This window comes from Citrobacter sp. wls718 (assembly GCF_005280945.1).
Lineage (GTDB): Bacteria > Pseudomonadota > Gammaproteobacteria > Enterobacterales > Enterobacteriaceae > Citrobacter > Citrobacter gillenii.
This window is the reverse complement of record NZ_SZWV01000056.1, coordinates 57,153-77,878: the sequence shown is the minus strand read 5'-3', so window position 1 is coordinate 77,878 and position 20,726 is coordinate 57,153. Positions and strand designations below refer to the sequence as shown.

Below are 20,726 nucleotides of genomic sequence, written 5' to 3'. Positions count from 1 at the left end.
GCCAGCGAACAACCTGCCGATACGCCCGGTAATGCGCTGGCGTGGAAAGCGCAGCAAATGATACATACGCAGTTCCATTTACCCCTATCAGCCTCATTGCTGGCGAAAGAACTGCATTGCAATGCAGACTATCTGGGGCGTGTATTCCGGGGTGTTTTTCGGCTGACGTTAACCGAAGCGCTGCATCGCCAGCGGGTGAGGGCGGCAGAAAAGCTGTTGATCAGTGATTCGCTGTCGCTGACCGAGGTGGCGTTTAAATGTGGATTTAACGACGTGGGGTATTTTCGCAAAATTTTCCGTACGCACACCAGCCTGACCCCGGCGGCGTGGAAGCGCCGTTACTGCAAAGAGCATATTAATTCGGCGTAGTTGCCCCTGCCTGGCTCACACACCTGACAAAATTCCACCGTTTCCCCTGTCCGATCAAAGCGGTGGGGGCCCGCTCTCTGGCACTCTGTGGTTTTAACGGCGACGGAGAAGGCAATGAACGGGTTTATTATGGCGGATGCGGCGAAATGCATTGGATGTCGAACCTGCGAAGTGGCCTGCGTCGTCGCGCATCAGGAAAACCAGACGTGTGAGACGGTCTCCTCCGGGGCATTTATCCCGCGTATTCGGGTGATTAAAGACGACGCGTTTACCACGGCGGTAACGTGTCATCAATGCGAAGACGCACCTTGTGCGAATGCCTGCCCGACCACCGCTATTCGCCGCGAACATGGGCATATCTTCGTGGAACAGGCACGCTGCATTGGCTGTAAGAGCTGTATGCTGGCCTGTCCGTTTGGGGCCATGAATGTGGTTGCACAGCGCTCGCGGGTGCAGGCGGTTAAATGTGATTTGTGCTGGCATCGTGAAACGGGCCCGGCGTGTGTAGAATCCTGCCCGACCCGTGCGTTGCAATGCGTTGACGCCGCAAAAATTCAGCAGCAGCGTTTGCGTTCACAGCCGTTGTAATGCGTGACCCGACCGGTTAGGCGGTCGGGTTTGCCATCAGCCTTCACGCCAGGCGCGTTCTATCTCTTCAGCCAGAATCTTCACGCCAGCCTCGATTTTCTCCGGCTCCGGAACGTAGTTCATCCGCATGCACTGGTGGGTGTGCGGCCACGGCTTGTCCAGCCCCGGGAAGAAGTAATCACCGGGAACCATCAACACGCCGCGTGCTTTCAGGCGCTGATACAGCAGCTCGGTGGTGATAGGCAAGTCCTTGAACCACAGCCACAGGAAAATCGCCCCTTCTGGTTTATGGATCAGGCAGCGCTCTTCGGATAAGTAACGGCGAATGATCGCCACGGTCTCCTGAACGCGCTGATAATAAAACGGCTTGATCACGGTCTCCGACAGGCGCAGGAGATCGTTGCGTTTAATCATCTCGCACATGATAGCCGGACCCATACCGCCAGGGGCAAGGCTGATGATGCCGTTCATGTTGGTGATCGCGGTGATGATTTTTTCATTGGCGATAATAATACCGCAGCGCGAGCCCGGCAGCCCGAGCTTGGAAAGGCTCATGCACAGTACAATGTTGGGGTTCCACAGCGGACGGGCTTCGCTAAAGATAATGCCGGGGAACGGGACGCCATAGGCATTATCAATGACCAGCGGAATACCGTGCTGATTGGCGAGACGGTCCAGCTTCAATAACTCTTCGTCAGTAATCACATTGCCTGTCGGGTTGGTGGGGCGCGACACGCAAATCATGCCGGTCTCTTCGCCAATGTGCAGGTGTTCAAAGTCAACGTGATACTTAAACTGACCTTCCGGCAGCAGCTCGATATTCGGGCGTGCAGAGACGAAGAGCTCCTCTTCCAGCCCGGAATCGGCATAGCCAATGTATTCCGGTGCCAGTGGGAACAGGACTTTTCGGGTGGTCCCGTCGGCGCGACGTCCGGCGAAAAGATTGAATAAGTAGAAAAACGCGCTCTGACTGCCATTTGTCAGTGCAATATTTTGTGGTTCGATATCCCAGCCCAGCTTCTCGCGCAGCAGCGTGGCCAGTTCGGCCAGTAGCTCGGTTTTCCCTTGTGGACCGTCATAATTACAAAGCGCATCAGTGACTTTGCCGTTTTCCAGCATCTCGGCTAGCAGAGACTGGAAGTACTCCTGCATCTGTGGGATTTGCGCCGGGTTACCGCCGCCAAGCATGATCGCGCCGGGCGTACGTAAACCGTCGTTGAGGTCCTCCATCAGGCGGGTGATGCCTGAATGGCGGGTAAATTTGTCGCCAAAAAGTGAGAATGTCATAGCAGGTGGTCTGTCGAGCTGAGTAATAAAGTGGCTAACCATAGCGCTACCTATGGCGGGGTGCAAATCAGGCCTGTGAGACTAAATTGACGTTTTGTGCTACACATTTGTAACAGGGTGGTGTTTTATTTTGCATAACGCTTCTCGCCCCACCGGGTACGAGAAGCCAGGGGGGATTAGGGCTGACCTGCCCAAATGACCATCACTTTGTCGTCACCGTGCTCGCGGGAAAATCCGTATCCTTGTTTCAACGTCAGCGTGGTTTGTTTACCAGCGCCGATGGCGGCATGTCTGGCCCTGAACTGGCTGATTTTCTGCCAGTGTGCGACGCTGGCGGCCGATTTACCGCTGACATCCTGCCAGTTCATATCGGATCGCGTGCCTTGTAAAGGGTCTGAGCCGGTCGGGCCGAAAGGACGCGCGGATTCGTCACCGTAAAACAGCTGCACCGCGCCCGGTGCCAGTAGCAACAGCTCGGCGGCTTTATCTCCACCTTCGCGGAACAGGCGCGTGTCGTGCGATGAGAGATAGCTCAGGACGTTAAAATCCTGCAATTTATCCGCCATCTGCTGCCAGGTGAGATCCATATTGGCCAGGCAGTCGACGGCGCTGGCCGCCTGCTCTTGATAATCAAAATTGATCATCGCATCAAAGCCGTGGCGGTAATACTCACTGCGCATAACGCCGTGACCCCAGGCTTCGCCGGTCATCCAGAAGGGTTTATCATCCAGCGCTTTGTCCGGGTTGGCTTTCTTCCATTCGGCCAGCGCTGCGCTGGCCTGGGTTTTCAACTGCTGCCAGGCGGGAAGTTCGACGTGCTTGGCGGTATCGACTCGAAACCCGTCAATCCCGTAGTCGCGCACCCACTGACTGAGCCAGTGGGTCAGATAATCTCGTGGCGCGTAGCCCGCAATGGCTTTGGCGTGGGTATCCGGTTTGTTGCTGTAAAACACCGGTAGCCCGGAAGGCGTGTTGGACTCGGTTTTCAGATCGGGCAGGAAGGCCAGCGACATCGTCAGGTCGTCAAAACCGGGGCTGTCGTAGTCGCCGATGTCGGTACGGATCCAATTTTTCCCCCACCATTTTTCCCAGGCGGCTTTATCACTGAAATTGATGTAATCATTAAAGCTGTGCCAGCTCTGTCCGGCGGCGGGCTTCCAGTCCGTCCAGTGTTCACCGAGCGTATGTTTCAATTCATCGCCCGATAAATATAACGCGCCAAACTGATAAGCCTGCATATCGGCCAGCGTCGCGTAACCGGCATGGTTCATCACCACATCGAACAGAATGCGGATACCGCGCTGGTGAGCGCCATCGACCAGCGCACGCAGATCGGCCTTGTTGCCCATATTGGCATCAAGCGTGGTCCAGTCTTGCGTGTAATAACCGTGATAGGCGTAGTGGGGGAAATCCCCTTTGGTGCCACCACCTACCCAGCCGTGAATCTGCTCAAACGGAGCGCTGATCCACAGGGCGTTAACGCCTAACTGTTGCAGATAGTCGAGTTTGCCGGTGAGGCCACGTAAATCGCCACCGTGAAACGTCCCAATCTCCTGCATGCCGTCGTTGTGGCGACCGTAGCTGTGGTCATTGGTCGGATCGCCGTTTTGAAAGCGATCCGTCAGTACGAAATACACTGTGGCGTTATGCCAGTCGAAGGGGGCAGGGGCGTCCGTTTCTGCGCGTTCAAGCAGTAATAGCCCGTTGCTACTGGCTGCGGGTTGGAGGGTGATTTGACCGTGCTTAACCATTGCCGTCTGCTGGCTGTAGTAATCACGTACCACGGCACCTTCAGGGAAAGTCTGACTCACATCCAGCGTCAGCGGTGAGCCATCCCATTTCGGACACTGGCGAATCAGGTTGCTCACCGGCTCAACGGCGGATGCTAGTGACAGCATCAACGTAGGCGTTCCGGAGCGGGTATCCACTTCCAGCGTGTAACTACCGTCTTTGAATAAACGCCACTGTGGTGGCTCGCCTGTGCAAGGTTTTAGCGACAGCATCTGGTTGAGTTTAATGGTTTCGGCAGGCTGCCAGCACTGTTGGTCAAAATTTAGTATTAAAGGACGGGTACCCTTCGTCAACGTTGCATGGCTGACAAACTTACCCGTACCCTCCACTTCGAAGGTGGGGAACCCTTGAGAAGTCCATGACGAGGCGATGGTGATGCCTGGCATAAGCGCCAGCGCAAAGGCGGCAAGTTTCATAACGCTGTCCTGAATGCTGCGATTTTAGCCAGTTTGCCAGCGAATTACGGTCGGAGACTCATCCTTTGGGTGGATTCCGCCAGGATGAGACGTGAGGGTGAGCGATCGTGCGCAAAAAACGGCATTATTTTGCGATAACACCCGCATTTTCTTCGAATTAATACCAATCTTAACCGTTAGCGCGTGACATAGTTTCGGAATTGGACTATTCCTTTGGGTGCTCTTGACGGCTATTTTTGCTATGATTTGAGATTCATCTCTCATTTTTATGAAAAATATAAGGTGTTGGAATGTATAAATCCGACCAGGAGACCTAATGATATTGACTCCCATTCGACGATATGGGGCCATGATTCTAATGTTACTCACCATTGCATTTTCCGGTGAGGTGCTGGCAAAGACACACACGGCAACAACGAGTCAGAAGCCCCAGGCAACCAAGACAAGTAATACACAGGTAAGCAGTAAACAAGAGTATTCTCGCAATAGTGCAAAGAGTAGTTCACTTCCTGATTTGCGAAAATACCCTTCCGGAACACCAAGGAAAAAAGCGTTTCTCCGGACGGTTATGCCTTACATTACTAGTCAAAATGCGGCCATTACTGCTGAACGTAACTGGCTGATTTCAAAGCAGTACCAGAATCGCTGGTCGCCGAGCGAGCGAGCGCGCATGAAAGATATCGCCAAACGCTACAAGGTGAGCTGGTCTGGCAACACGCGTAAAATTCCGTGGAACACGCTGCTTGAGCGCGTGGATATTATCCCTACCAGTATGGTGGCAACCATGGCTGCGGCAGAAAGCGGCTGGGGTACGTCGAAGCTGGCACGTAGCAACAATAATCTGTTTGGCATGAAATGTGTCAAAGGTCGTTGCACCAATGCGCCGGGTAAGGTGAAAGGCTACTCTCAGTTTGACTCGGTGAAAGAGTCAGTGACGGCTTACGTCATTAATCTGAATACACATCCGGCATACTCTTCCTTCCGTAAGTCACGCGCTCAGCTGCGTAAAACCGATCAGGAAGTCACCGCCACGGCGATGATTCATAAGCTGAAGGGGTATTCCACCCAAGGGAAGAGCTACAACAACTATCTGTTCGCGATGTACCAGGATAACCAGCGCTTAATTGCAGCGCATATGTAATTCCTGCGCCTGATGGCGCTACGTTTATCCGGCCAACACGATGACTCGTCGGCCGGATAAGGCGCAGTCGCCATCCGGCAACACATCACATCAGCACTTCGCTGTTCACATCGCGGTATTCTTTTGGCGTCGTGTCGTACTCTTTCTTGAACACCGAATAGAAATACTGCAGAGACGGATAACCGCACATCTGTGAAATCTCGTTGATGGAAAGCGTGGTTGAAATCAGCAGGCTGCGCGCTTTCTCCAGCTTTTCGGCATGGATCACCGCATGAATGGTCTCCCCGACCTCCTCTTTAAAACGCTTCTCCAGATTCGACCGTGAAATCCCCACTGAATCCAGTACCTGTTCGACCTTGATGCCCTTACAGGCATGGTTGCGGATGAAGTGCATCGCCTGAATAACGGCCGGATCGGTAAGTGAACGGTAGTCGGTTGAACGACGTTCCACGACGCGTACCGGAGGGACCAGAATGCGTTGTAGCGTCGGCTCTTCGTTCGCCAGCACGCGGTGCAGGAGTTTTGCGGCCTGATAGCCCATCTGACGAGCACCCTGAGCAACGGATGATAACGCCACGCGCGACAGGTAGCGGGTCAGTTCTTCGTTATCAATGCCAATGACGCACAGTTTCTCCGGTACCGGAATATGCAGATGTTCACAGGCCTGCAAAACGTGCCGTGCACGCGCGTCGGTGACGGCGATAATCCCGGTTTGCGGCGGCAGAGTTTGCAGCCAGTCGGCTAACCTGTTTTGTGCGTGTTGCCAGTTTTCTGGTGCAGTTTCCAGGCCCTGATAGACCACGCCACGGTACTTTTCTTTCGCTACCAGTTGGCAAAAGGCATATTCACGCTCCTCGGCCCAGCGTTTGCCGCTGGAAGGTGGTAGACCGTAAAATGCAAAGCGGTTCACCCCTTTTTCTTTCAAATGCAGAAAGGCGCTTTCAACCAATGCGTGGTTATCGGTGGCAATGTAGTGGACCGGTGGATAATGTTCAGCAAGATGGTAAGAACCCCCGACGCCAACGATGGGGACATCGACATCGGCAAGTAATTGCGCAATGTCATCGTCGTCATAATCGGCAATAACACCGTCGCCTAACCAGTCTTTAATATTATCAATACGCGCGCGAAAATCTTCCTCGATGAATATATCCCATTCAGATTGCGACGCTTGCAAATATTCACCCACGCCCTCAACCACCTGGCGGTCGTAGGCTTTATTGGCATTAAATAAAAGAGTGATACGGTGACGTTTATCAAACATAAGAGCCTGTCCTGGAAAGGGTGAATATGGGCCTGTCGATACTACCAAAACCGTGGATAATGCTGCCTGATTATGTGTGACAAATTTTTGATTTGCGTAGCGCTACGCAAAACTCACATACCCTAAGCGGGAAGGCAATTGTCATATCTTATCCGCGGATTATGGTTTTTAGTTTATTCATCAGGTTTCGATCCCGATCGTCTTTTTATTTCTTTATTTAGCGCGTTTTTTTGGGAGCCAGCGCACATTTGGGTATTCTCTTAATAGCGGTGTGAAATAACGTAATTGAGCAATAAATCAGGAAATTCCAGTATGGCGATATCGCAGTTTACTTGCCGTATTACCTGATTATGGAGCTTATTATGCAGGCTTATTTTGACCAACTCGACCGTGTTCGTTTTGAAGGGACAAAATCCACTAACCCGCTCGCATTTCGCCATTACAATCCTGATGAGAAAGTGTTAGGCAAGCGTATGGAAGATCACCTGCGTTTTGCCGCCTGCTATTGGCACACTTTCTGCTGGAATGGTGCAGACATGTTCGGCATGGGGGCCTTTGACCGCCCATGGCAGCAACCCGGTGAAGCGCTGGCGCTGGCGAAACGCAAAGCGGATGTGGCGTTTGAGTTTTTCCACAAGCTGAACGTGCCTTACTACTGCTTCCATGATGTAGATGTCTCGCCTGAAGGTGCTTCGCTGAAAGAGTACAAAAACAACTTCGCGCAGATGGTTGATGTGCTGGGCGCTAAACAGGAACAAAGCGGCGTGAAGCTGCTGTGGGGGACGGCAAACTGCTTTACTAACCCGCGTTACGGCGCAGGTGCGGCTACCAACCCGGATCCGGAAGTGTTCAGTTGGGCGGCCACCCAGGTGGTGACTGCCATGGATGCTACGCATAAATTAGGCGGCGAGAACTATGTTCTGTGGGGCGGTCGTGAAGGCTATGAAACCCTGCTTAATACCGATCTGCGTCAGGAACGCGAGCAGATTGGCCGTTTCATGCAACTGGTGGTTGAGCACAAACACAAAACCGGTTTTCAGGGGACTTTGCTTATCGAACCGAAGCCGCAGGAGCCGACCAAACATCAGTACGACTACGATGCGGCGACCGTTTACGGCTTCCTGAAACAGTTCGGCCTGGAAAAAGAGATCAAACTGAATATCGAAGCTAACCACGCCACGCTGGCTGGCCACTCGTTCCACCACGAAATCGCCACCGCAATCGCGCTGGGCCTGTTTGGCTCTGTCGATGCCAACCGCGGAGATGCGCAGCTGGGCTGGGATACTGACCAGTTCCCGAACAGCGTGGAAGAGAATGCGCTGGTGATGTACGAAATCCTGAAAGCGGGTGGTTTCACCACGGGTGGCCTGAACTTTGATGCCAAAGTGCGTCGCCAGAGCACCGATAAATACGATCTGTTCTATGGTCATATTGGGGCGATGGACACCATGGCACTGTCGCTGAAAATCGCAGCTCGCATGATTGAAGATGGCGGCCTGGATCAGCGCGTTGCAAAACGTTATGCCGGTTGGAATGGTGAGCTGGGCCAGCAAATTCTGAAGGGCCAGATGACGCTGACCGAAATTGCGCAGTACGCTGAACAACATAATCTGGCGCCGGTGCATCAGAGCGGTCATCAGGAACAGCTGGAAAATCTGGTAAACCATTATTTGTTCGACAAATAACGGATCGTTAAGAACGTTCGTCAGCCCGGATAGCTTTGCGCTGCCGGGCATTTCTTTAAGGAACGATACCCTATGTATATCGGGATAGATCTGGGCACATCAGGCGTAAAGGCCATACTGCTGAATGAGCAGGGTGATGTTGTGGCCTCGCAGACGGAGAAGCTCACGGTTTCGCGTCCTCATCCGCTATGGTCGGAGCAGGATCCTGAACAGTGGTGGCTGGCAACGGATCGCGCCGTCAAAGCACTGGCTCAGCAACATTCACTCAGTGAGGTGAAGGCGCTGGGGATTGCCGGTCAAATGCACGGTGCGACGCTACTTGATAATCAGCAGAAGGTATTGCGCCCGGCGATCCTGTGGAATGACGGACGCTGCGCACAAGAGTGCGAGATACTGGAAAACCAGGTTCCAGAGTCTCGCGGCATCACTGGCAATCTGATGATGCCGGGTTTTACGGCACCCAAATTGCTGTGGGTTCAGCGCCATGAACCGGAGATTTTCCGCCAGGTTGATAAAGTCCTGCTGCCGAAAGATTACCTGCGTTTGCGTATGACCGGGGAATTCGCCAGTGATATGTCTGATGCCGCCGGTACGATGTGGCTGGACGTTGCGAAGCGCGACTGGAGCGACGTCATGCTGGCTGCCTGTCACCTGACCCGTGCGAATATGCCTGCGTTGTTTGAAGGCAGCGAGATTACCGGCACGTTGTTGCCTGCGGTCGCGCAAGCCTGGGGCATGTCCGAGATCCCGGTGATTGCGGGTGGCGGAGATAACGCGGCAGGCGCGGTTGGCGTCGGTATGATGAATGCCGGTCAGGCGATGCTTTCGCTGGGCACGTCCGGTGTTTACTTTGCGGTAAGCGACGGATTCCTCAGTAAACCAGAAAGTGCGGTACACAGTTTTTGTCATGCTTTACCTGAAAGATGGCATCTGATGTCCGTTATGCTCAGTGCGGCATCCTGCCTGGACTGGGCGGCAAAATTAACCGGGCTGAGCAGCGTTCCTGCGCTAATAACTGCGGCACAACAGGCGGATGAGCAGGCTGAACCCGTCTGGTTTTTACCGTACCTGTCGGGTGAACGTACGCCGCATAATAATCCGCAGGCGAAAGGCGTCTTTTTTGGTCTGACGCATCAGCATGGGCCGGCAGAACTGGCGAAAGCAGTGCTGGAAGGCGTGGGATTCGCGCTGGCGGATGGCATGGATGTGGTGCATGCCTGTGGTGTTAAACCGGCCAGCATTACGCTCATTGGCGGCGGGGCGCGCAGCGAGTACTGGCGCCAGATGCTGTCTGATATCAGCGGGTTGCAGCTGGATTACCGTACCGGTGGTGACGTTGGTCCTGCGTTGGGGGCGGCACGTTTGGCACAAATTGCGATGAATTCCGATAAGCCATTATCTGACCTATTGCCTCAACTGGCGCTGGAACAGGCGCATTATCCTGACGCAGATCGCCATGCGCTTTATTTGCAGCGTCGCGAAACCTTCCGTCGTCTCTATCAGCAATTGCTGCCGCTGATGTCATGATCATATTTCCCCTCTGCTAAATGGAGGGGATTTTTATAATCTATGTATTTTTTAAATTAATAATTTACGTGTATGGATTTATTCTGAAAATATAACTTAGTGCTATTTTTCTGTGTTGTCTTTAGTGGGTTATTCATATTGTATCCGTGATGGATAAGGAGATCCCAATGAAGACTACGAGGTTTATGGCATGGCTATTATTCCTTTCGGGTGCACTCATTTACGTTATTGGTTTATGGCGCGCCTGTCCCTTATTGAACGGGAAAGGATACTTTCTGGGTGTCCTGATGACAGGGATGTTTGTGACGTACGCTTACCAGCGTGCTGAAAATAGTAATCAGAATGACGAACACTTTACGCGTGTGTGCCAGATGGTGGCATTGATAACAGTAGGGTTGCTGCTGCTGGGGATGCTGAACGCTCCCTTGTCACTCATCGAAATGGGCGCCTATCCAATGGCATTCTTCGTGTGTTTAGCGGGGCAAATTATGCTGATGCGCCCGCTAAAAGAGTAACGACGGGTGAGTGTTAACTCACCAGTCGGCGTGTATCGATGCGTTGCAGCAGAACCGAAAGTAGCAGGCTGCCCGCCAGCGTGGCGCTGAAAATCCACAGCATATCCAGCGGCGGCCAGTTCTTGAGCTCGATACTGTTAGTGCGCAGCGCATGAATGATCAGCGCGTGGAAGCCATAGATACCCAGTGAGTGGCGGGAAATCAGGCCCAGTACGGGGATAGTGCGTGCGCTAAGGGTGTTTTTGACCAGCGTCAGCAGCGAGACTGCGCAAATAAATACGGCTGGGCCGCAGTAGAGATACCAGGTGTCGGCGAAATTCCCTCGCCAGCGGAGCTCGTATAAGGTTCCGCGAGAGATAACAAAGACGGCGGTGACGCACAGTGCCGCACAGACCCAGGTGAGCGCGCGTTTTTGTGTATTCATCATGCCAATTGCCCTGCCCAGCAAGCCGTACAGGATGTAATAGACCGTGTCGCCGCTGATGTACAGGTTGATGGGCAGCCACTCAACGCCCCCCATTTTTAGCGAGACGGTGTTGGGATTAGCAACGATGCCAAGCACCACCATCAGCGCCAGCAGCATTTTTCCGCTAATACTTTTCACTTGAATCAGCGGTGAGACCAGGTAGATGACGGCGATGGCGAAGAAAAACCACAGGTGATAGAACACCGGTTTTTGCAGCAGATTTTTCAAAGACAGCTCGGCGTTAATCGAGGTGAACAGTGAGATGTAGGCCAGTGCGACGGCGCTATAAAACAGAACGCAGAGCGCAATACGGAGAAAATGTCGCGGCTGGGCGCTGCGCTCGCCAAAGAAAAGAAAGCCTGAAATCATGAAAAACAGCGGTACGCTGACGCGTGAAGCTGAATTGAGCACATTGGCAAGATCCCAGGCTAACGGGCTGACGCTGTGCGCATTGGTGATGTACCAGGTGGTTGTATGGATCATAACCACCATTAAACAGGCTATCCCGCGCAGGTTATCAATCCAGAAAATTTTGGGCTGCATCAGTTCCTCTGTTTCCATTAAAAAAAGTCTGACTGGCATTTCGCGGATGTATCTCACTGGAATAATCTGAGTTTTTACGCTAAAGCTTGTGATGGTCCGATGAGATTCTCAAAATAGGATCCGTTTCCAGACAGTAATAATAATAAGACTGACCCGCAAATCAGAGGGTAATAAAATGATGATGAAGTATTTCTTTCCCGCGATGGCTGCCCTCCTGCTGGCAGGATGCGCGGACCCACAGCCGCCGGCACCGACTCAGAAAGCGCAAAAGGCCAAAGTGAGCTCTTCACGTTCGCTGGATATGGAAGCATTATGCAAAAATGAAGCGGCTGAACGTTATAACACCGGGACGCAGAAAATAGACGTAACCGGCTTCGAACAGTTCCAGGGCAGCTATGAGATGCGTGGTTCTACCTTCCGTAAAGAGAGTTTTGTCTGCTCATTTGACGCAGACGGGCAGTTTTTGCACCTTTCCATGCGCTAAGTTCCTCCTTTTTCCCGTTTCGTACTGTATATCTTGCAGCCAGCGGGTATACTGATCGCTTCCTTTAAATCCACACGTATCCAGCACGAAATAATATGCAAAAGTTTGATACCAGGACCTTCCAGGGCTTGATCCTGACCTTACAGGATTACTGGGCTCGCCAGGGCTGCACCATTGTTCAACCATTGGACATGGAAGTCGGCGCGGGTACTTCTCACCCAATGACCTGCCTGCGCGCGCTGGGGCCGGAGCCGATGGCGACTGCTTATGTGCAGCCTTCTCGTCGTCCGACCGACGGTCGCTATGGCGAAAACCCGAACCGCTTACAGCATTACTATCAGTTCCAGGTCGTCATTAAGCCGTCCCCGGACAACATTCAGGAGCTGTACCTTGGTTCGCTGAAAGAGCTGGGTATGGATCCAACCATTCACGACATCCGTTTCGTGGAAGATAACTGGGAAAACCCAACGCTGGGTGCCTGGGGTCTGGGTTGGGAAGTGTGGCTGAACGGCATGGAAGTGACGCAGTTCACCTACTTCCAGCAGGTTGGTGGTCTGGAATGTAAGCCTGTGACCGGAGAAATCACTTACGGTCTGGAACGTCTGGCGATGTACATTCAGGGCGTAGACAGCGTTTACGACCTGGTCTGGAGCGACGGCCCGCTGGGTAAAACCACTTACGGCGATGTGTTCCATCAGAACGAAGTCGAGCAGTCGACTTACAACTTTGAATACGCTGACGTGGACTTCCTGTTCACCTGCTTCGAGCAGTATGAGAAAGAAGCCCAGCAGCTGCTGGCGCTGGAAAATCCACTGCCGCTGCCTGCTTACGAACGTATTCTGAAAGCCGCCCATAGCTTCAACCTGCTGGATGCGCGTAAAGCCATCTCCGTCACCGAGCGTCAGCGTTATATTCTGCGCATTCGCACCCTGACCAAAGCAGTGGCAGAAGCTTACTATGCTTCCCGTGAAGCCCTTGGCTTCCCGATGTGCAACAAAGACAAATAAGAGGCGGCCATGTCTGAGAAAACTTTTCTGGTGGAAATTGGCACTGAAGAGCTGCCACCAAAAGCACTGCGCAGCCTGGCTGAGTCCTTTGCTGCGAACTTCACTGCGGAGCTGGACAATGCTGGCCTCGCACACGGCAACGTAGAGTGGTTTGCTGCGCCGCGTCGTCTGGCGCTGAAAGTGGCTGCCCTTGCTGAATCGCAACCTGACCGTGAAGTAGAAAAGCGCGGCCCAGCGATTGCCCAGGCGTTTGACGCGGAAGGTAAACCGAGCAAAGCGGCAGAAGGTTGGGCGCGCGGTTGCGGTATCACCGTTGATCAGGCTGAACGACTGACCACCGACAAAGGTGAATGGCTGCTGTATCGTGCGCATGTGAAAGGCGAAAGCGCAGAAACGCTGCTGCCAAACATGATTGCCACGTCACTGGCTAAGCTGCCGATCCCGAAACTGATGCGCTGGGGCGCGTCTGACGTCCATTTCGTGCGCCCGGTTCATACCGTCACGCTGCTGCTGGGCGACAAAGTCATCCCGGCAACGATTCTGGGTATTCAGTCCGATCGCGTGATCCGCGGCCACCGCTTTATGGGCGAGCCTGAATTCACCATCGACAATGCCGACCAGTATCCTGAAATCCTGCGCCAGCGCGGCAAAGTCATTGCCGATTACGCCGAGCGTAAGGCAAAAATCAAGGCCGATGCCGAAGAGGCGGCGCGTAAGATTGGCGGTAACGCTGACCTGAGCGAAAGCCTGCTGGAAGAAGTCGCGTCTCTGGTTGAATGGCCGGTGGTGCTGACGGCGAAGTTCGAAGAAAAATTCCTCGCGGTACCGTCTGAAGCGCTGGTTCACACCATGAAAGGTGACCAGAAGTACTTCCCGGTGTACGCGAACGACGGCAAACTGCTGCCGAACTTTATCTTCGTCGCTAACATCGAATCGAAAGATCCGATGCAGATTATTTCCGGTAACGAGAAAGTGGTTCGTCCGCGTCTGGCGGATGCCGAATTCTTCTTCAATACTGACCGCAAAAAACGCCTGGAAGATCATCTGCCACGTCTGCAAACCGTGCTGTTCCAACAGCAACTGGGTACCCTGCGCGACAAGACCGATCGTATTCAGGCGCTGGCGGGCTGGATTGCCGAACAGATTGGCGCTGACGTCAACCATGCCACCCGCGCGGGCCTGCTGTCCAAGTGTGACCTGATGACCAATATGGTCTTCGAGTTCACCGACACCCAGGGCGTGATGGGCATGCACTACGCACGTCATGATGGTGAAGCGGAAGATGTAGCGGTAGCGCTGAACGAGCAATATCAGCCACGCTTTGCCGGTGATGACCTGCCGTCTAACCCGGTGGCCTGTGCGGTAGCCATTGCCGATAAAATGGACACCCTGGCGGGTATCTTCGGTATTGGTCAGCATCCAAAAGGTGACAAAGACCCGTTTGCACTGCGTCGTGCTGCGCTGGGCGTGCTGCGTATCATCGTTGAGAAGAACCTGAACCTCGATCTGCAAACGCTGACCGAAGAAGCGGTACGTCTGTACGGTGACAAGCTGTCCAACGCGAACGTAGTGGATGATGTCATCGACTTTATGCTGGGTCGCTTCCGTGCCTGGTATCAGGACGAAGGCTACACCGTTGATACCATTCAGGCGGTGCTGGCGCGTCGTCCGACTCGTCCGGCTGATTTCGACGCACGTATGAAGGCGGTTTCGCACTTCCGTACGCTGGAAGCCGCGTCTGCGCTGGCTGCAGCCAACAAACGTGTTTCTAACATCCTCGCGAAAACGACAGAGCCGCTGAACGACCGTGTGAATGCAGCAACGCTGAAAGAGCCGGAAGAAATTACGCTGGCGATGAAGGTTGTGGTACTGCGTGACAAGCTGGAGCCTGCGTTTGCTGAGGGTCGCTATCAGGAAGCGCTGGTCGAACTGGCCGAACTGCGCGAACCGGTTGATGCGTTCTTCGAGAAAGTAATGGTTATGGTGGAAGATAAGGATTTACGTATCAACCGTCTCACCATGCTCGAAAAACTGCGTGAGCTGTTCCTGCGCGTGGCGGATATTTCGCTGCTGCAGTAACCGTCTGTATTGACGTAAAAAATGCCGGATACGCAATTGCCTATCCGGCATTTTTTTATGCTGTTAGCGCAGCTGCAATTCGGTCAGACAGGTCTGGCTGTCATTCATCGTTTTGATGGCGTGAGACGCTTTTTTGCCGTTGTAGCTCACTTCAATTGTGCCTTCCATATTGCGTGGTAGCCATACGCCGATAAAACCATTGCGGTAGCTGGTCATTGCTTTCTGCACCACCACGTCTCCCTTGCTATCCGTCACTTTGACATCAAAGGTCTTCTCGGGCATTTCTCCCTTGCAGCCAGAAAGGCTGTGGTTAAAGCAGGGGTGAGTTTGCCATTCGTATGGGGCAAAGGAGAGATAGAACTTGTCACCAAGCGGTAGCGTATAAACCTGTTCACCGGAAGAGAGCTTTAGTTCGGTGCTGGTGATGGAGGCAGAATAGGGCAGTGGTCGACTCTGAGGCGACTGGTCAATGGCGTCGACAATTTGCTCAACGGATTTCCCGCTTAGCCCATGTTGCGCCAGAAAGGTTGATTCTGGGGTAGCAGCGAATACGCTACTTGTGGTGAGTAAACCTAATAACAGCAACAGTGAGGTTTTCGACATAGCTTCAATTCCTTGTGAAAATTGTGGAATACATGCCGACGTACTATAAAGCTTACCCTTAGGGAAAGGTCAAAGGTGCGGTGGGTAAAGTAATGCAAAGAAGAAAGCTGGGGAAATTATTGCGAGAGACAGATAAAAAAAATCCCCGCCGTTTGGCAGGGATCTAGAATTTTGAGCTTTTTAAGCTTACAGGCTGGTTACGTTGCCAGCTGCCGGGCCTTTAGCGCCGCTTTCGATGGTGAAGGAAACTTTCTGACCTTCGTCCAGAGATTTGTAGCCTTCGTTCTGGATAGCAGAGAAGTGTACGAACACGTCTTTTGAGCCATCGTCAGGAGTGATGAAACCGAAGCCTTTATCAGCGTTGAACCATTTTACGATACCAGTCATTTTACCGGACATAGTGTATTACCTTTTAAAAAATAAGTGTGCCTTTCGGCGATATGGCGTGCTTTACAGATTTTTTAACAGTAAAGGAAAATGCTCACTACGAAGGGTATCAATGATAACTCTTGAAGGGACTTGCCTTACTAAACTGCTGTAATGGTCTGTACGTCAAACCGTTGAGTGCATTAACTCATTTTACGCCGGAGGATGCAACTACTATTTTCTTTTTTGTTGCTGGGGCTGGTAGTAGAACGGTCCATTTACAGGACCGTTCTGAAGAAAAACCAGAAAAAACATCAATCCATCAACTGCTTACTTAATCTCGGGTCGGCCTGAATCAGGCGCATCAATTTCAATTCGGTACTGGAAGGCTTTACGCGTTTAGACTCCCACTCATGAACCATCGCAACCGTTACGCCCATTACTCGGGCAAAATCATCTGTTTTTAAACCCGTCCCTCGTCGTAGCTGTTCAAATTCGGTAAACGGGTTGGCTTTTTGCGTCAAGGTGACGGTCTGCGATACATCTTTAAAAACAATCTGTTCCAGACTGCTAAGCAGTTCAAGCATAGGATCTTTATATTCCATTGAGGACTCCTAAAATCACACAGCGGGATCGTGAATTTCATCGAAGCTCATTAAGAATAGTCGCAAAAAAAGACGCCGGGCGTGGGGTGCGCGCGGTGGGCGCGTTTCAGCGGATCGCGGTGGCCGACCTGTAGTTTGCTAACGATCTGATAACGGTCGGGATCTCCTCTCGACCAAACTCATTTGTAAAGATGACAAAATTTTTACGCCATTCGGCTGATGGCGCATTGTTCAGCAAAACGCAGGGCCACCGAAACGGGTATTTTCCCCGACAAGATTACGCGGAAAGGGTATCTTGCGGGGCTGACCTGGACTATCCTTGTCATCGTCAGGCACGCGGGTGTCGTTGTGCGCATTTTTGGGTGAAGGAGTATTAAAATGGCGACAGGTAAGTCCTGCTCTCGCTGGTTTGCGCCTGTTTTGGCGCTCTTAATGGTAGTTGGCCTGAGTGGGTGTTTTGATAAAGAAGGCGATCAACGCAAAGCGTTTGTCGATTTCCTGCAGAATACTGCAATGCGTAGCGGAGAGCGTTTACCGACGCTGACCGCCGATCAGAAAAAACAGTTTGGCCCGTTTGTCTCCGATTACGCGATTCTTTATGGTTATTCACAGCAGGTGAATCAGGCGATGGACTCCGGTCTGCGCCCGGTTGTGGATAGCGTAAATGCCATCCGTGTTCCTCAGGATTACGTGACCCAGCGTGAACCGCTGCGTCAGGCAAATGGTGCGCTGGGCGTGTTAGGGCAACAGCTGCAGAATGCGAAGCTGCAGGCCGATGCCGCACGTGGTGCGCTGAAGCAAAGCGAGGATCTGAAACCCGTCTTTGATCAGGTCTACAGCAAAGTCGTGACTGCTCCGTCAGAGGCTCTACAGCCGCTGATTCCTGCCGCGCAAATCTTTACGCAGCAACTGGTACAGGTGGGTGATTTTATCGCGCAGCAGGATACGCAGGTGAGCTTTGTGGCGAACGGTATCCAGTTCCCGACCTCACAACAGGCAAGCCAGTACAACACGCTGATTGGCCCGCTGGCAGCCCAGCATCAGGCATTTAATCAAGCCTGGACTGCTGCGGTGAACGCAGCCCAGTAATTCAGGGAATAGCGATATACAGAATGCCGGGTACGCAGTAGCGCCACCCGGCATTTTTTTATCCTGCTACCTGCGGATTCACACAGTTCTTCTCGACGTTCCCTTGCAGTGCATCAATTAAGTTATCTACCGCACAGGCCGCCATGTTGTAGCGGGTTTCATGGGTTGCCGAACCAATATGCGGTAGCGCCACCACGTTTGGTAACGACAGCAGCGGAGAGTCTACCGGCAGCGGTTCCTGCTCAAACACATCCAGACCGGCGGCATGAATTTCCCCGCTTTGCAGGGCGGCAATCAGTGCGGTTTCGTCCACGACCGGGCCACGTCCAGCGTTGATGAAAATGGCGGAGGACTTCATTTTGGTGAACTGCGCGGCGCCAAACAGATGGTGAGTCTCATCCGTTAGCGGCAGGATCAGACAGACAAAATCCGATTCCTGCAATAGCGTATCCAGATTGCAGTAGCGCGCGTTGAAGCGCTCTTCCGCTTCCTTATGCTGGCGGCGTGCATTGTAGAGAATGGGCATGCCAAAGCCGAAATGGGCGCGTTGTGCCAGTGCGAGGCCGATGCGGCCCATACCGACAATCCCCAACGTTTTATGATGTACATCGGTGCCGAACCAATCCGGCCCGATGCTCTTGGTCCATTCACCTACTTTCACGCGTTCAGCCACCTCGACTACGCGGCGAGCCGTGCTTAACACCAGTGCCATTATCGTATCCGCCACGGTTTCGGTCAGTACGGTTGGGGTGTGCATCAGTAAGACATTACGGGCGTTAAGCGCCTCGACGTCGAAATTGTCATAGCCTACGGAGATTGTTGAGGTTGCGCGCAGCCTGGGCATGTTCTCCAGCAGGGCGCTATTGACGGTTTCGCTGGAGCCCAGCAGACCTTCCGCACTGGCGAAGGCCTGCGCGTGCTGTGCGACCGTTTCCGGGCGCAGGTTAGGGACTTGAGTCACCGAAAAATGTGCTTCCAGGCGCTGCAGTAAATCGTCAGGTAACGCTTTGTAGAGAATAATGGACGGCTTCATGCGAATCTCCGTAAGTTAAAATTTAAGCGTGGCGTGCGCCAACCGGAATGCAGGTATTATTAGCAGGCTTAACAATCAGAGTTAGCCACACTGAGACAAAAAGCGCCACCCCCATAAAAATGTACGAGGCGGACGGGCTGCCGGTGGTGCCATTGAGGTAGCCAACAAACCAGGAGCCAAAGAATGACCCCAGCGCGCCCATACTGTTAATCAGCGCCATGGCGCCCCCGGCGACGTTACGCGGCAGCATTTCAGGAATGATGGCGAAGAAGGGACCATACGGGGCGTACATCGCCGCACCGGCTATCACCAGCAGGGTGTAAGACATCCAGAAGTGGTCAGCGCCAACGGCCCAGGATCCGATAAAGGCACACGCGGCGATCAGTAACAGCGGCCAGACAAACAGCTTACGGTTTTGCAGTTTGTCGGAAGCCCATGAGGCCAAAATCATCGCGACGGTGGCGGCCAGATACGGGACCGATGAAAGCCAGCCCACTTCCACCATGCCGAGATTCGCGCCGCCGCTGCGGATAATTGACGGCAGCCACAACACAAAACCGTAAACGCCGATACTCCAGGTAAAATACTGCATACACAGCAGGATCACATTGCGTGAGCGGAAAGCCTCACCATAGTTACGCACGGCTTTAATTCCCTGCTGCTCTTGTTCCAGCTGTGCCTGCAGCGCGCTTTTTTCTGACTCCGTCAGCCAGCCCACCTGGGAAGGTTTGTCTTTGACCAGCACCCACCAGCAGAACGCCCAGATGACGGCCGGAAAGCCTTCGATGATGAACATTTCACGCCAGCCGAGCGCCTGAATCAAATAACCCGAAACGACGGACATCCACAGCACGGTGACCGGGTTACCGAGGATCAGGAAGGTGTTGGCGCGTGAACGCTCGGATTTGGTAAACCAGTTGCTGATATAAATCAGCATCGCGGGCATGACGGCGGCTTCTACGACGCCAAGAATAAAACGGATGGCGGCAAGCATGGGGATGTTACTGACCATTCCGGTCAGCGAGGCGCACCCGCCCCACAGGATCAGGCAGATAAAAATGAGTTTTCGTACGCTGCGGCGCTCGGCGTAAATTGCGCCTGGGATCTGGAAAAAGAAATAGCCGAGGAAAAACAGGGCACCCAGCAGGGAAGAGATCCCTTTGGTAATGCCAAGATCCTCGTTAATGCCTGCGGCGGAGGCGAAGCTGAAGTTCGCGCGGTCGAGATACGCCAGGCTGTACGTGATGAACACGATTGGCATGATGTACCACCAGCGTTTTGCTGCATTGGTTGAGCTATTCATAGACTGCCCTCTGGTTATGCTGTTACGCCGCCTCTGTATGTAGGGTACAGAGTGGGCCGGGGGTTTATTCCGCTAATTGTTCACGTGTGGGTAATCCTTCACTGTCGCCCTGAACCTGTATGGCCAGGGCGCCAATTTTATTGCCTCGGGTCACCGCCTGATGCAGTGAGTGCCCTTCCAGCAGTGCGCTGATGACGCCGACCGCAAAGCCATCACCCGCACCGACGGTATCGACCACGTTGTCGACCTTCACCGGTGCGACGCAGCCCTGCTCGCCGTTGGCTGCCTTATACCAGGCGCCATCGGCACCCGTTTTAACAATCACTGCCTTCACGCCATGGCGCAGATAAAAGTCAGCGATGCCTTCAGGCGTCTGTTGTCCCGTCAAAATCATGCCCTCTTTTAACCCCGGCAGAACCCAGTCGGCCTGGAATGCGAGTCGGTTGAGTTTCTCCACCATCTCCGCTTCGCTATTCCACAGCACCGGGCGTAAATTGGGATCGAACGAGATAGTCTTTCCCTGGGCTTTCATGGTGCGGGCAGTATGGGCCAGCAGTTCGTAAGA

At 53.2% G+C, this 20,726-nt stretch carries 20 protein-coding genes; 10 read left to right on the top strand and 10 right to left on the bottom strand.

Annotation, left to right across the window (positions count from 1 at the left end; genetic code table 11):
* Together FDW95_RS23755 and FDW95_RS11345 are read left to right on the top strand one after the other, a co-directional pair.
* The coding region (locus FDW95_RS23755; RefSeq protein ID WP_249359048.1) for a helix-turn-helix domain-containing protein at positions 1–369 on the top strand (369 nt) is incomplete at its 5' end.
* A gap of 114 nt (positions 370–483) precedes the next feature.
* Entirely contained in the window at positions 484–957 is a 474-nt protein-coding gene (locus FDW95_RS11345) for a 4Fe-4S dicluster domain-containing protein (RefSeq protein ID WP_115257194.1), read from the top strand.
* A gap of 36 nt (positions 958–993) precedes the next feature.
* On the opposite strand, the gene avtA is transcribed toward FDW95_RS11345, so the two are convergent.
* Together avtA and malS are read right to left on the bottom strand one after the other, a co-directional pair.
* Positions 994–2,286 carry a valine--pyruvate transaminase gene (gene avtA / locus FDW95_RS11340; RefSeq protein WP_223240283.1) on the bottom strand — a complete coding sequence of 431 codons (1,293 nt, stop codon included), beginning with the start codon at positions 2,284–2,286 and terminating at the stop codon, positions 994–996.
* Positions 2,287–2,420: 134 nt separating this feature from the next.
* Positions 2,421–4,451: an alpha-amylase gene (malS, locus tag FDW95_RS11335; RefSeq protein ID WP_137363504.1), complete on the bottom strand. Its 2,031-nt coding sequence runs from the start codon at positions 4,449–4,451 to the stop codon at positions 2,421–2,423.
* Positions 4,452–4,767: 316 nt separating this feature from the next.
* Here malS and FDW95_RS11330 point away from each other — a divergent pair, with 316 nt between their 5' ends.
* Positions 4,768–5,592 (top strand): protein bax, encoded by an 825-nt coding sequence (locus FDW95_RS11330; protein ID WP_096759137.1) that lies wholly within the window; start codon positions 4,768–4,770, stop codon positions 5,590–5,592.
* 85 nt (positions 5,593–5,677) lie between these two features.
* Here the strand turns inward: FDW95_RS11330 and xylR are convergent, their stop codons facing one another.
* Entirely contained in the window at positions 5,678–6,856 is a 1,179-nt protein-coding gene (gene xylR, locus FDW95_RS11325; protein WP_115257197.1) for a D-xylose utilization transcriptional activator XylR, read from the bottom strand.
* 362 nt (positions 6,857–7,218) lie between these two features.
* Here xylR and xylA point away from each other — a divergent pair, with 362 nt between their 5' ends.
* The 3 genes from xylA (at position 7,219) to yiaB (ending at position 10,583) form a co-directional block, all read left to right on the top strand.
* Positions 7,219–8,541: a xylose isomerase gene (gene xylA, locus FDW95_RS11320; RefSeq protein ID WP_096759139.1), complete on the top strand. Its 1,323-nt coding sequence runs from the start codon at positions 7,219–7,221 to the stop codon at positions 8,539–8,541.
* A gap of 72 nt (positions 8,542–8,613) precedes the next feature.
* Complete coding sequence (gene xylB, locus FDW95_RS11315) at positions 8,614–10,068, top strand: xylulokinase (protein ID WP_115257198.1); 1,455 nt, start codon at positions 8,614–8,616, stop codon at positions 10,066–10,068.
* Positions 10,069–10,235: 167 nt separating this feature from the next.
* Positions 10,236–10,583, top strand: coding sequence for an inner membrane protein YiaB (gene yiaB, locus FDW95_RS11310; RefSeq protein WP_115257199.1), 348 nt, complete (start codon positions 10,236–10,238; stop codon positions 10,581–10,583).
* 13 nt (positions 10,584–10,596) lie between these two features.
* Here the strand turns inward: yiaB and FDW95_RS11305 are convergent, their stop codons facing one another.
* Positions 10,597–11,592: an acyltransferase gene (locus tag FDW95_RS11305; protein ID WP_115259887.1), complete on the bottom strand. Its 996-nt coding sequence runs from the start codon at positions 11,590–11,592 to the stop codon at positions 10,597–10,599.
* Between the two features lie 175 nt (positions 11,593–11,767).
* On the opposite strand from FDW95_RS11305, the gene FDW95_RS11300 reads away from it, so the two are divergent.
* From FDW95_RS11300 to glyS, 3 genes are all read left to right on the top strand, one after another.
* Positions 11,768–12,076, top strand: a complete 309-nt coding sequence (locus FDW95_RS11300) for a YsaB family lipoprotein (protein ID WP_115257200.1) — start codon at positions 11,768–11,770, stop codon at positions 12,074–12,076.
* A gap of 95 nt (positions 12,077–12,171) precedes the next feature.
* Positions 12,172–13,083 carry a glycine--tRNA ligase subunit alpha gene (glyQ, locus tag FDW95_RS11295; RefSeq protein ID WP_001168551.1) on the top strand — a complete coding sequence of 304 codons (912 nt, stop codon included), beginning with the start codon at positions 12,172–12,174 and terminating at the stop codon, positions 13,081–13,083.
* Between the two features lie 9 nt (positions 13,084–13,092).
* Positions 13,093–15,162: a glycine--tRNA ligase subunit beta gene (gene glyS, locus FDW95_RS11290; RefSeq protein ID WP_115257201.1), complete on the top strand. Its 2,070-nt coding sequence runs from the start codon at positions 13,093–13,095 to the stop codon at positions 15,160–15,162.
* Positions 15,163–15,225: 63 nt separating this feature from the next.
* Here the strand turns inward: glyS and cueP are convergent, their stop codons facing one another.
* The 3 genes from cueP to FDW95_RS11275 form a co-directional block, all read right to left on the bottom strand.
* Positions 15,226–15,765 (bottom strand): copper-binding periplasmic metallochaperone CueP, encoded by a 540-nt coding sequence (gene cueP, locus FDW95_RS11285; protein WP_096759144.1) that lies wholly within the window; start codon positions 15,763–15,765, stop codon positions 15,226–15,228.
* A 186-nt stretch (positions 15,766–15,951) separates the two neighbouring features.
* Positions 15,952–16,164, bottom strand: a complete 213-nt coding sequence (gene cspA, locus FDW95_RS11280; protein WP_004126446.1) for an RNA chaperone/antiterminator CspA — start codon at positions 16,162–16,164, stop codon at positions 15,952–15,954.
* A gap of 281 nt (positions 16,165–16,445) precedes the next feature.
* A complete protein-coding gene (locus FDW95_RS11275) occupies positions 16,446–16,736 on the bottom strand; it encodes an HTH-type transcriptional regulator (RefSeq protein ID WP_115257202.1) in 291 nt (96 codons plus the stop codon).
* A 378-nt stretch (positions 16,737–17,114) separates the two neighbouring features.
* Between FDW95_RS11275 and FDW95_RS11270 the strand changes: the two genes are divergently transcribed.
* Entirely contained in the window at positions 17,115–17,825 is a 711-nt protein-coding gene (locus FDW95_RS11270) for a DUF3053 domain-containing protein (protein WP_096759146.1), read from the top strand.
* A gap of 58 nt (positions 17,826–17,883) precedes the next feature.
* Here the strand turns inward: FDW95_RS11270 and ghrB are convergent, their stop codons facing one another.
* The 3 genes from ghrB to FDW95_RS23750 form a co-directional block, all read right to left on the bottom strand.
* Entirely contained in the window at positions 17,884–18,858 is a 975-nt protein-coding gene (gene ghrB / locus FDW95_RS11265) for a glyoxylate/hydroxypyruvate reductase GhrB (RefSeq protein WP_115257203.1), read from the bottom strand.
* Positions 18,859–18,880: 22 nt separating this feature from the next.
* On the bottom strand, positions 18,881–20,161 hold the full coding sequence (locus tag FDW95_RS11260) for an MFS transporter (protein WP_115257204.1): 1,281 nt from the start codon (positions 20,159–20,161) through the stop codon (positions 18,881–18,883).
* Positions 20,162–20,225: 64 nt separating this feature from the next.
* A partial coding sequence (locus FDW95_RS23750; protein ID WP_249359045.1) for a PfkB family carbohydrate kinase occupies positions 20,226–20,726 on the bottom strand: 501 nt, incomplete at its 5' end.